Source organism: Plantibacter flavus (assembly GCF_051487245.1).
GTDB lineage: Bacteria > Actinomycetota > Actinomycetes > Actinomycetales > Microbacteriaceae > Plantibacter > Plantibacter flavus_B.
In genome coordinates, this window is sequence record NZ_JAHVDH010000003.1 from 310,415 (window position 1) to 321,952 (window position 11,538).

General features: G+C 68.0%; 11 protein-coding genes. 4 read left to right on the forward strand and 7 right to left on the reverse strand.

All coding sequences use genetic code 11. From position 1 onward, the window contains the following. Nucleotides 1-8 precede the first annotated feature (8 nt). On the forward strand, nucleotides 9-680 hold the full coding sequence (locus KXS11_RS08615) for a FadR/GntR family transcriptional regulator (RefSeq protein WP_437385493.1): 672 nt from the start codon (nucleotides 9-11) through the stop codon (nucleotides 678-680). Between the two features lie 78 nt (nucleotides 681-758). Here the strand turns inward: KXS11_RS08615 and KXS11_RS08620 are convergent, their stop codons facing one another. The 3 genes from KXS11_RS08620 to KXS11_RS08630 form a co-directional block, all read right to left on the reverse strand. Then, nucleotides 759-1,691: a carbohydrate ABC transporter permease gene (locus KXS11_RS08620; RefSeq protein WP_437385148.1), complete on the reverse strand. Its 933-nt coding sequence runs from the start codon at nucleotides 1,689-1,691 to the stop codon at nucleotides 759-761. Next, entirely contained in the window at nucleotides 1,684-2,631 is a 948-nt protein-coding gene (locus tag KXS11_RS08625; protein WP_437385149.1) for a carbohydrate ABC transporter permease, read from the reverse strand. The genes KXS11_RS08620 and KXS11_RS08625 overlap by 8 nt, the downstream gene beginning before the upstream one ends. Nucleotides 2,632-2,709: 78 nt before the next feature. Then, nucleotides 2,710-3,930 carry an ABC transporter substrate-binding protein gene (locus KXS11_RS08630; protein WP_437385150.1) on the reverse strand — a complete coding sequence of 407 codons (1,221 nt, stop codon included), beginning with the start codon at nucleotides 3,928-3,930 and terminating at the stop codon, nucleotides 2,710-2,712. A 237-nt stretch (nucleotides 3,931-4,167) separates the two neighbouring features. On the opposite strand from KXS11_RS08630, the gene KXS11_RS08635 reads away from it, so the two are divergent. Together KXS11_RS08635 and KXS11_RS08640 are read left to right on the forward strand one after the other, a co-directional pair. Further along, nucleotides 4,168-5,517, forward strand: coding sequence for an alpha-L-fucosidase (locus tag KXS11_RS08635; RefSeq protein ID WP_437385151.1), 1,350 nt, complete (start codon nucleotides 4,168-4,170; stop codon nucleotides 5,515-5,517). Between the two features lie 162 nt (nucleotides 5,518-5,679). Beyond that, nucleotides 5,680-6,264 (forward strand): hypothetical protein, encoded by a 585-nt coding sequence (locus KXS11_RS08640; RefSeq protein WP_437385152.1) that lies wholly within the window; start codon nucleotides 5,680-5,682, stop codon nucleotides 6,262-6,264. A gap of 47 nt (nucleotides 6,265-6,311) precedes the next feature. Here the strand turns inward: KXS11_RS08640 and KXS11_RS08645 are convergent, their stop codons facing one another. The 4 genes from KXS11_RS08645 to KXS11_RS08660 all read right to left on the reverse strand — a co-directional run bounded on the left by KXS11_RS08645 (nucleotide 6,312) and on the right by KXS11_RS08660 (nucleotide 10,766). Next, nucleotides 6,312-7,106, reverse strand: coding sequence for an SDR family NAD(P)-dependent oxidoreductase (locus KXS11_RS08645; protein WP_437385153.1), 795 nt, complete (start codon nucleotides 7,104-7,106; stop codon nucleotides 6,312-6,314). Nucleotides 7,107-7,174: 68 nt separating this feature from the next. After that, nucleotides 7,175-8,206: a diacylglycerol/lipid kinase family protein gene (locus KXS11_RS08650; protein ID WP_437385154.1), complete on the reverse strand. Its 1,032-nt coding sequence runs from the start codon at nucleotides 8,204-8,206 to the stop codon at nucleotides 7,175-7,177. A 117-nt stretch (nucleotides 8,207-8,323) separates the two neighbouring features. Beyond that, nucleotides 8,324-9,994 carry an MDR family MFS transporter gene (locus KXS11_RS08655; protein ID WP_437385494.1) on the reverse strand — a complete coding sequence of 557 codons (1,671 nt, stop codon included), beginning with the start codon at nucleotides 9,992-9,994 and terminating at the stop codon, nucleotides 8,324-8,326. Nucleotides 9,995-10,106: 112 nt separating this feature from the next. Beyond that, nucleotides 10,107-10,766 carry a TetR/AcrR family transcriptional regulator gene (locus KXS11_RS08660; RefSeq protein ID WP_437385155.1) on the reverse strand — a complete coding sequence of 220 codons (660 nt, stop codon included), beginning with the start codon at nucleotides 10,764-10,766 and terminating at the stop codon, nucleotides 10,107-10,109. A gap of 122 nt (nucleotides 10,767-10,888) precedes the next feature. Here KXS11_RS08660 and KXS11_RS08665 point away from each other — a divergent pair, with 122 nt between their 5' ends. Further along, nucleotides 10,889-11,488 (forward strand): TetR/AcrR family transcriptional regulator, encoded by a 600-nt coding sequence (locus KXS11_RS08665; protein ID WP_437385156.1) that lies wholly within the window; start codon nucleotides 10,889-10,891, stop codon nucleotides 11,486-11,488. The last annotated feature ends 50 nt before the right edge of the window (nucleotides 11,489-11,538 follow it).

The window sequence follows — 11,538 nt, forward strand, 5'->3', positions numbered from 1 at the left end:
GGGGAGACATGGCCGTCACCGACGAAGCGATCGCGAAGATCCAGGCGATGATCGTCGCCGGCGACCTGAAACCCGGTCAGCGCCTCCCGCCGGAGAAGGAGCTCAGCGAGACGCTGGGACTGTCCCGCAGCTCCCTGCGCGAGGCCGTGAAAGCGCTCGAGCTCATCAAGGTGCTCGACGTGCGCCGCGGCGACGGCACCTACGTCACCACGCTCGAGCCGAGCCTGCTGCACGAGGCGATGTCGTTCGTCATCGACATGCACGCCGACGGCTCGCTCATCGAGATGTTCGAGGTGCGGCGCATCCTCGAACCGTCCGCCTCGGTCATGGCGATCCAGCACCTCGACGACGACACGATCGCCGAACTGCGCACCATGGTCGATCGGGTGGACGAGTCGACGACGGTCGAGGACCTCGTCGCCCACGACCTCCAGTTCCACGCTCGCGTCATCGAGCTGAGCGGCAACGCGTACCTTGCCAGCCTGCTCGCGGCCCTCGGGAGCAAGACGGTCCGCGCTCGCATCTGGCGCGGCCTGACCGAGGAGAAGGCGGTCGACCGCACCCTGCAGGAGCACCACGCGATCGTCGATGCCCTCGAGAAGCGCGACACCGAACTCGTGCGCGCCCTGGTGACGGTCCACGTGTCCGGCGTCGAATCCTGGCTCCGCCGCTCGCTCTAGCCCGCGAGGGGTCCCGAATGGCTGGCGTCCGACCCGCCGGGCCAGCCATTCGGGACCCCTCGCGGGCTGAGAGGAGGGTCAGCGACCTCCGAGGCCGCTCGTCACGATGCCCTTGATGAGGTGCTTCTGCAGGAGGATCAGCATGAGCACCGTGGGCAGCATCGAGATCACCGAGGCGGCCATCACGAGGTTCCACTGGCTGCCCTGCTGGCCGAAGAACTGCTGCAGACCGAGCGGGATCGTGCCGTAGGTGTTGACGTCGTTGATGATGATGAGCGGCCACAGGAACGAATTCCAGTAGGCGATGAAGGAGAACACCGCGAGCACGGCGAGGGTCGGACGCGCGAGCGGGAGCATCACGTGCGTGAAGGTCCGAACGACGCCGGCGCCGTCCACGCGCGCCGCGTCGTCGAGCTCCTGGGGCACCGTCAGGAAGAACTGCCGGCAGAGGAACGCGCCGAGAGCGGTGAACGCGAACGGGATGATGAGCGCCTGGAACGAGTCGACCCAGCCGAAGCCCTGCATCATGACGTACAGCGGGATGAGGAGGACGTCCTGCGGGATCATCATCGTCGCGAGGAACAGCACGAACACGACGTTGCGGCCGCGCCACCGCAGCCGTGAGAACGCATAGCCGCTGAGCACCGACACGGCCATGTTGATCATCGTGCCGATCACCGCGACGAACAGCCCGTTCAGGAGGAAACGGCCGAAAGGCAGGTAGCTGAAGGCCTCCGAGTAGTTCTCCCAGCGGATGGACGAGCCGAACAGCGTCGGCGGCGTCGTGAAGGTCTCCGCGGCTGGCTTGAGGGAGGTCGCCACCATGTACACGAGCGGTGAGATGAACGCGAGCGCGACGAGGCACAGCACGACGTAGGAGATGATCGAGCGGACCCGACTGCCCGACGTGGACGCTCCGCGCCGGAGTCCGCGGGGGTTCACGGTCACGAGCGACGAGGTGGGCGGGTGCTGGCGAACGGCGGCTCGGCGAGCCTCGGTCTGACTACTCATAGTGGACCCACTTCTTCTGGCCGAGGAACTGCACGGCGGTGATGGCCAGGATGATGATGAACAGGACCCAGGCGGCTGCGGATGCGACGCCGAGCTGCTGGAAGACGAATCCCTGGTTGTAGATGAACTGGACGAGCGTCGTGGTCGAGGAACCCGGACCGCCCTTCGTCAGGATGAACGGCTGCGCGAACACCTGGAATGCGGTGATGAGCGTCATCATCGCGGCGAAGAAGATCGAGGGCGAGATCATCGGGAACTTGATCCTCCAGAACGACGTCCAGGCGCCGGCGCCGTCGAGTTCGGCCGCCTCGAGCTGACTCTCCGGCACGGAATCGAGCGCTGCGGAGAAGATCAGCATGTTGTACCCGAAGCCCTGCCAGACACTCATCGCGACGATCGCGAGCATGGCCCAGTTCTCGTCGGCAAGGAAGTTCGGTGCCGAGATGCCGAGGGTCGATTGCATCGTCGCGTCGATGAGTCCGTCCGGCTGATAGATCATCCGCCAGATCACGGCGTTGGCGACGATCGGGGTGACGGTGGGGATGAAGAACAGCACGCGGAAGATCTGTCGATGCTTGATCTTCGGGCTGAGCCAGGCCGCGAGCCCCATCGACACGATGAGGTTGAGCGGCACGTACAGCACGACGAAGAGCGTGGTGTTGAGGACGACGGTGCGGAAGATCGGGTCGGCCAACAGGGTCGCGTAGTTGGCGAATCCCACGAACTCCGGGGAACCGAGCATCGGCCAGTTGTTCAGGCTGATGACGAGCGAGGCGATGATCGGCACGACGGTGAACAGCGCTAGACCGATCGCGTGGGGGCTCGCGAAGCCCGCTCCCCACCAAGAGCGTCTCGCATGGGCCGCGTCCGGATCGACACGCGCGCCGCGCTTGGACAGCCGCGCGACGACGCGGGGTGGGGCTGTGGTGGGGGTTGCCATGCTGGTTCTTCCTGTGCGGAGGCGCCGGATCGGACGACGGAACGGGCAGGCGACACGTGCCGCCCACCCGGTTCGGCGCTACTTGGGCAGTTGGCTCGCGATCTGCTCGAGCACCTCTGCGCCGCTCTGCTGACCGTTGATCGCCTGGATCGCATACTGCGAGAACAGCTGGGCGAGCTGGTCGCTGTTCTTGTTGCCTGGCAGGGGCACGGAACCCTCCTGGGCCGCCGCGAAGCTCGTGTCCACGCCCGCGATGCCTGCATTGTCGAACCACGCCGACTGCGAAGCGGTGCGCGATGGGAACGCCCGCCCCTCCTCGCCGAGCTTCGACAGGACGGCGTCGCTCGTCATGGTGGTGATCGCCTGGTAGGCCTGCTCGGGGTATGCGCACTCCTTCGAGATGCCGAAGCCCGAACCGGCGGAGAACGTCGCGGGCGCACTGCCCGCGGGAAGCGTTACGACACCGACGTCGAAGGTGGCCTTGCCCTTGGTGTTGAGCAGCGACCACGGTCCGTCGACGAAGGTCGCCGCCTGTCCGTTGATGAACGCGTTGTCGTCGGCCGAACCGTCGGCGCTGGCCTGCGTGGCGTACCCCTCCTCCACGAGGCCCGCGAGCCAGTCCAGACCCTCCGCGAACGCCGCGTTCGTGACGTCGAGTTCACCGTCGTCGGTGATGACCCGTCCACCGTTGTAGGAGAGGATCATCGACTCGAGGTAGAGGTCCTCCACGCTCGTGGCGTAGAGCTGCTTCCCGGCGGTCTTGAGGGCGGCGCCGGCCGCTTCGAAGTCGTCGACGGTCCAACCCGGCTGCGGTTCGGCGACCCCGGCTTCGGCGAAGAGGTCCTTGTTGTAGAACATGACGAGCGGGCCGGTGTCGTAGGGCAGCGCGTACAGCTTGCCGTCGACCTTCATCGCATCGAGGGCGGTGGTGTCGAACTCGTCGAGCGCCGTGCCGCCGCTCTCCGCGAGGTCGTCGAGCGGGAGGAGAACGTCGGTGTAGTTCGCGGCGCGCAGGCTCTGCACGGTGACGATGCAGGGGGCGCTGCCCGTGCTGAGCTGCGTGCGGAGCTTCGTCCAGTAGTCCGTGAACGGGGAGCCCTGGATGGTGACGTCGATCTTGTCCGCTGCCTTGACGTCGTCGGCGACCGTCTGCCATGCGGCCTGGTCCTCCTGGCCGGAGATCCACATGGACCAGACGAGCGAGTCCTCGCTCTGCGAGCCGGTGGCGCTGCCCCCGGAACATGCGGTGAGGGCGAGGATTCCGGCCATCGCCGCTCCAGCCATGAGCTGTCGTTTCATCGGTTGCTTCTCCACTTCGTCGTGTGTGCTACTCGGGTGTCCGACGCCGCTCACGAGTCACAGAGGCTGGACGTGAAGTGATCTAAACATCCGATGTCTTTTCTGTCAACTCTTGAAATCCGGCCAGTTTTGCGACAGTTTGGACGTGTTCGCCCCGGAGAGTACGGATGAATCGCGTTCGCCGGCTCCCCGGCTGCACGCCGCACCACCCGACCATCAACGATGAAGGATCCCGCCATGGCCATGTTCAAGGACGACTCCGTCCGACTGTCCGAGTTCGAGGAGTTCGCGCGCGAGACGCCCGAATGGTTCTCCGATGCGAAGCTCGGTGTCTTCGTGCACTGGGGCGCCTATTCGGTCGCCGCGTGGGCCGAGCCGATCGGAGAGCTCGGAGCAGACGACCACGCCCACGACTTCGCTCACAACCCCTATGCCGAGTGGTACGCGAACTCCATCCGCATCGAGGGCAGCCCGGCCCAGCAGCACCACCGGGAGACGTTCGGCGACGTCGACTACGACCACCTGCTCGATCTGTGGAAGGCGGAACGCTTCGACGCCGACGACGTCATCGCACTCGTGAAGCAGACCGGCGCCCGCTACTTCGTGCCGACGACGAAGCACCATGACGGCATCACCCTGTGGGACGCACCCGCGACGGACGGCCGCAACACCGTCGCGCGCGGCCCGAAGCGCGACCTCGTCGGTGAGTTCGCCGACGCGACGAAGCGCGCAGGTCTGAAGTTCGGCGTGTACTACTCCGGCGGTCTCGACTGGCACTTCTCCCCCTCAGAGCCCGTCGTCGAGACGGACGGGCCGGAGGGCTGGACGAACCGCGCCAATGACGACCCGTACGCGAAGTTCGCCTACAACCACATCGTCGATCTGATCGACCGCTACCGGCCCGACATCCTCTGGAACGACATCGAGTGGCCCGACCCGGGCAAGGACGCCGGCCCGCACGGACTCGTCCCCCTCTTCGACCGTTTCTACGCTGCGGTGCCGGACGGTCTCATCAACGACCGGTGGGGTGACACCCACTGGGACTACCGGACGACCGAGTACCAGATGGGGGATGTGACCGAAGGGGCGTGGGAGAACTGCCGTGGGATCGGCTACTCGTTCGGCTACAACCAGCTCGAGGACGCCTCGCACATGCTCGACGGCGAGGCGGCGATCCGCTACTTCGTCGACATCGTGGCGCGTGGTGGCAACCTGCTGCTGAACATCGGGCTCAAGGCCGACGGCACCGTGCCGGAGGAGCAGCGGGCGACGCTCGAGACGCTCGGTGCGTGGAACGCCACGAACGGTGCCGCGATCTTCGGGTCGCGTCAGCTTGACGCCTCAATCGCCTCGGGTTCCGAGAGCCCATGGACGCGCTGGACGCGAGCCGGCGGCACGGCGAACGCGATCGTCGACGCCGACGGGTCCGTGACGCTGACGGTCGCGCCCGATGCCCTGGCGGTGGACTCGGCACGTCTGCTCGACGGCACCCCGATTGCGGCTGCGGTCATCGACGGCGGCGTGCGTGTCGACCTCCCGGCCCGCACCACCCCCGGCCCGCAGGTCGTCACCTTCGACCTCGTCTAGCACCCCGGACGCGGTGCCGCCGCGGTGCGCCCGTCCCAGCGCGGGGCACTGGTGCGAGCGCGGGCCTCTGGGGACCCGCGCTCGCACCCATGGCCCGCGGCAGCGGCCAGCGCACCGCGCTGGTCACCCGTCGGAGTTCCACTGACGCGCGATACTGGACGGATGAGCACCGAGTTCCCGCAGCAGCCGACGTTCCCGCCCCTCGTGGTCGCCTCCGACCCGGTCGCGAGCGATCGGGCCACGCGCGGCGCGTTCATCGCCACCGTCGGGCTCGCGGTCGGCAGCGGTCTGCTCGCCATCGTGTTCGCCGCGCTCGGCGCCTCCGTCAACGGCTTCGCCCTCGGCGCCCTCTCGGTGTTCCCCTTCGCCGTCGCATTCGCGTACGCGTTCTTCCTCGCGCTCCGCCTCGCCTGGGTCCGCGGCCTGCAGTCGGTCGAGCGCACCGTGCTCGTGCTCGACGCGTCCGGGCTGCACGGAACACTGCCGCAGGGCACCGTCGACATCCCGTGGGTGGCGTTCGACCGCCTCTCCCTCCGCAGCCGAGGCAATCACCGCGTCATCACCTTCCACCTGCTGCCAGGGGTGACGACCACCAGCCCCGGTATCCGCACGACCCTGTCGCCCAGACTCTTCGCCACCATCGCCGAGCGCGGCTTCCCGATCGGCTCGGCCGCCGTGTCGACACCGCTCGAGACGATCGCCGACGCGTCGCGCGCCTTCACCGCCGGACGACTCGTCGTCCGCTGACCCAGGACCCCGCGGCACGCGGCCGGCAGGTGCCCGAGCAGGCCGGGTCAGCTGAGGAAGGGGCGCAGGTCGGGGTAGCCGGTGGTCGACCAGGCACCGTCGACGACGAGGTTGTCGCCCGAGATGTACGACGCGTCGTCGCTCGCGAGGAACAGGGCCGCCGCCGCGATCTCCTCAGGCTGAGCCGCACGGCGCACCGGGATGCGCTCGTCGTACGCCGCCTGCACACCGGGGATGTCGGTGAGCGACGCCGTCAGCGGCGTCGCCACGAGGCCTGGCGAGACGGCGTTCACGCGGATGCCGTGCTCACCGAGCTCGAGTGCGGCCTGCTTCGTGAGCATCACCGCGCCCGCCTTGGCCGCCGTGTATCCGACACCGAAGTGCATCGGGACGATGGAGTTGAGCGAGGCGATGTTGACGATCGCGCCCGCCTTCCCCTCGGCGAGGAACTGCCGCGCCGCGAGCCGCGTGCCGTTGAACGCGCTGTAGAGGTTCAGCCGGACGGTGAAGTCCCAGTCCTCGAACGAGATGTCGGTGAGTGTGCCGGGGCGCGAACCGCCGGCGACGTTGAAGAGCAGGTCGAGGGTGCCGAATCGTTCGACGGTCTCGGCCACGAGGCCCGCGAAGTCGCCCTCATCGGTGACGTCGGTTCGGCGACCGTGGACCTGGGCGCCGAACGTCTCGCTCGCGCTGGCGACGAGGTCGGCGTTGATGTCGGCGACCACGACCGACGCGCCTTCGGCGACGAGTCGTTCGGTGATCTTGGCGCCGATGCCGGAGACGCCTCCGGTGACGATGGCGACCTTGCCGGCGAACCGGCCCTGGATGGTGTGGTTAGACATGATGCGGTTCCGTTTCTGCTCGCCCGCTCTGGCCAGCGGTTCCAGCATACGCCTCTATAAGTCACATGTCAGATAGATGTGGACGCTCGCCCCGCGGAACCGTCTGAGACCGCGACCGCCCGAGGCACCCGCAAGCTCAACCCGTGGTGGTGGACACTCAGGGACGCACCGAGGACCAGCCCCTGGGCGTCGCCGTCGAGCTGGATCTCCTGCGCCTCGGTGAACCGCACCCGCATCCGGGTCGCCTGCGCCCAACGGATCGCGCGCGGCTTCGGCGTGACACTCGCGAGCAGGCGTCCGAAGCGCGTGCGGTGCAGCATCCGGTTGAACGCCAAACGGTACCCGATGTTCGTCCACCCCGAGCCGCGGCCTGGCCGGAAGATGACGGCGTCGAGGCGGCCGTCGTCGATCACCGCGTCCGGCAGCAGCAGCATGCCGCCCGTCAGTGTGCCGGAGTTGCCGACGATGACGGTGTGCGCGCGGGATGACACCTCCGGCCGCTCATCCAGCTGGTAGCGGAGGTCGAACTGCCGGTTGCCGACGACGCTCCGCGCGATGGGGTCGGAGTAGGCGAGCCAGCCGATGCGGCGCTTCAGCCGCTCGTTCGTGTGCCCGGCCATGTGGGCGTCGAGCCCGATGCCGGCCATCACCAGGAAGACGTGGTGCGTCTCGGTGCCGTCCGCGCGCTCCAGCACCGCGAGACCGACGTCGACTGCGCGGTCGCCGCCCTCGAAGGCGGTCGACACGGACTCGGCGAGGTCGTTGAGCGGCAGCCGCAGCTCACGCGCGAAGAGGTTCCCCGTGCCGGACGGCAGCAGACCGAGCGGGACACCGGTCCCGGCGAGGGCCTGCGCCGCCGCCCGGAGTGTGCCGTCGCCACCGGCGACGAGGATGAGCGCCGGCTGCGAGGCGACGGCAGCGGCAGCCGCTGCCAGGCCGTCGTCGGATCGGTCCGTCTCGAACCACTCGGACGCCGCCCAGCCGGCCGTCGACTCGCGCGCCGCCACGGCTGAGCGCAGCGCGGCGACCGACACCTTCGCAGGGTTGAACACCACTGCGGCCCGCCGTACGACTGACGCCTGCTGAGGTTCCCCGTTCACGTCCTTCAGGATAAGCGCGTTCGCTGCGGGTGGGATGCCAGGAGCCCCGGGCACGCTTCACGTGTGCACGGGGCTCCAGGAGGACGACCGAGGTCCGGGTGTCCGCCCGGACCGGGGTCAGCGCTCTCCGCGATCCACGGCCGGGGCCTCGGCCTGCGGCTCGGAACCGTCTCCGACGGCCGGAGCCGACTCGGCTGCACCGTTCGCCGATGCGAGCACCTTGCCGCGCTGCTGCGCTTCGATCGCCTCGGCCTCGTCGCCGCCGACGGCCTCACCGCGTGCGACGAGCCCGGCGACGTCCGACAGCGGGATCTGCTTCAGGAACAGCGAGAGCAGGAAGGCGGCGCCGATGAACGGCAGCAGGTACCAGAACACCGGGGCGAGGGCGTCGGCGTACGCACCGACCACACCATCGCGGATGGCGTCCGGCAGCTGACTGAGCGTCTGCGGGTCGATCGTCGCCGCAGCGTTCGACGCATCGCCGGCACTCGCACCGGAGCTCGCGAAGACGTCCGTGAGGTTCGCTGTGAGACGCGTGGTGAAGATCGTGCCGAACACGGCCACGCCGAGCGACGCACCGACCTCGCGGAAGTAGTTGTTCGTGCTGGTCGCGGTTCCGACCATCGAGGCGTCGACCGAGTTCTGGGCGACGAGCACCACGACCTGCATGATGAGGCCGAGACCGATGCCGAAGACGAACAGGAACACGCAGATCAACCAGATCGGGGTGTCGGCGCTGAGCGTCGTGAACGCGACCATCGCCGCGGCCGTGATGATCGTCCCGAGCACCGGGAACAGGCGGTACTTGCCCGTCTTGGTGATCAGGTTTCCGGAGACGACGGACGCACCGATGAGGCCGACCATCATCGGGATCATCAGCAGACCAGAGGCTGCGGCCGAGGTGCCGGACGACATCTGGAGGAACGTCGGGACGAAGCCGATCGCGGAGAACATACCGAGACCGAGGGTGAGGCCGATCGCGGTCGCGTTGATGAACGTGGGGTTCTTGAACAGCGACAGCGGGATGATCGGGTCCTTGGCGCGCGCCTCAGTGATCACGAACAGCAGTGCGGCGAGCAGCATGCCGATGCCGAACAGCCAGGTCTCGATCGCACCCCAACCGTGCGTCGCATCGCCGCCGAAGTCGGTGAAGAAGATGAGGCAGGTGGTGAAGGCGGAGAGGAAGATCACACCGAGGATGTCGATGGGTGCTGTGGCCTTCTTGTTCGGCAGCTTGAGCGTGAACCAGGCGACGGCGAACGCGGCGATACCGACGGGGATGTTGATGTAGAACGCCCACTGCCAGGTGAGGTGGTCGACGAAGAACCCACCGAGGAGCGGGCCACCGACGGCCGACAGACCGAAGACCGCACCGAGCGGGCCGAGGTACTTCCCGCGTTCGGAGGCGGGGACGATGTCGGCGATGATCGCCTGCGACAGGATCATCAGACCACCACCACCGAGGCCCTGGACGGCGCGCCAGACGATGAGCTGCGTGAAGTCGCCCGCGAAGGCACATCCGATCGAGGCGATCGTGAACAGGGCGATCGCGACGAGGAACAGTCGGCGCCGGCCGAGGACGTCGCCGAACTTGCCGTAGACGGGCATGACGATCGTCGTGGCGAGGAGGTAGGCGGTGGTGAGCCAGACCTGGTGGTCGACGCCGCCGAGCTGACCGACGATCGTCGGCATGGCGGTGGACACGATGGTCTGGTCGAGGCTCGAGAGCAGCATGCCGGCGATGAGGGCGGCGAAGATGATCCAGATGCGGCGCTTGGTGAGCAGCATCGGCGCCTCAGCGGGCGCGGCGGTGGCGGCGGTCACGGGCGTTCCTTTCGGTGAGTGGTGGGAGTCGTTTCGGGGCGTTCGGGGAAGACGGGGGGCGAAGCGCTGGAGCGGGTCAGTGCGGCCGGTCGGTGCGGCTGGCCGGATCGAGCACGGTCCGGAAGGCGGCGAGTGAATCGTTGATCGACCCGACGATGTCGAAGTCGGTGCCGTGGTCGAAGTCGGCTCCGCTTCTGAGGAGGCGAACCATCGTGGTCTTGATGGCGACCCCGAAGAGCTCGGCGCAGGCGCGCGCTCGCGGGTCGTCTGCGGCGACACCCTCGCGCTTGGCGATCACCGCGACGAACTGCTGCTCGCGTTCGCGATTGAGGCCCATGAAGCGGATGAGGAGCTTCGGTTCGCGCTCGAGAGCGGCGTGGAAGTCGACGTGCTCAGCGAGGCCGAGGCCGATGTGCTCGGCGTGGGCGGCGACGATGTCGACGAGGTCGTCGAGGACGGCGCGCCACCCGCGGGAGCCGAGAGCGAGGAACTCCGCGACGATCCGCTCGGCCTGCTCGGATTCGTCGATGCCGAGGACGGCGTCCTCTTTGCTCGGGAAGTAGTTGAAGAAGGTGCGGCGGGAGACGCCGACCTCGTCGCAGAGCTCTTCGATGGTGAAGCCGTTCAGGCCGTTGGCGGCGGTGAGGCGGCGGGACACGGTGGTGAGTCGCGCGGCAGTCGCGGCCATCCGTTCGGACAGTCGCGAGCCGGGCTCCACATTTGCACTCTGTGTCATAGAGTGCAGTATTGCACTCTCCGCAATATGGTGCAATTCCGGTGGCCCGAGTCTCAGGAATCCTCCAGCTCAGGCGCGGATCCGAGCTGCGTCGAGACTCGCCCGGCACCTAGAGTGAACGGATGGACCCTCGCCAAGCGCGCACCCGTCGTTCGCTGCGCGATGCCATCTACGTGCTGGCCGCGGAGAAGCCGATCGAGCAGGTGACGGTGGCGGAAGTCGCACGGGCGGCATCCATCACCCGCGACACGTTCTATCGCCATGCGCCGACACCCGTGCACCTCCTCGCGGACTTCCTCGGCGAAGAGCTCGACGAGTTCCTCGCCGCGCACGCCGATCTCCCCGACCGGAGCGACACGGAGCTGAGCGTGTTCGACGAGTCAGAGCGCGACCTCCTGCAGCACGTCGCCGGGCACGCGACCATCTACCGCAATGCGATGAGCCCGCGGCTGGTCGGCCCCCTGCGCGACGCACTGATCAACCGCATCGAGAACGCCCTGACACACCACCTGACCCGGCATCCGCACATCGCGCCGATGCGGGAGGCTGGCATCTCCCCAGAACGCCACGCCCGGATGCTCGTCGCCTACGCAGGAACCGGGACCGTCGGCGCGATCGAGGAGTGGCTGCTCTCCGGCGACCTCGACGACATCGATGCGGCCGCCCGCACGATCATCGCCGCCTCCCCCGGCTGGTGGCTGGGCCGACACCCCACTCCCTGACCGCCTTCGTGGGGCGTGCCAGCGCGGTGCGCTGGACCGAGCGCACCCCA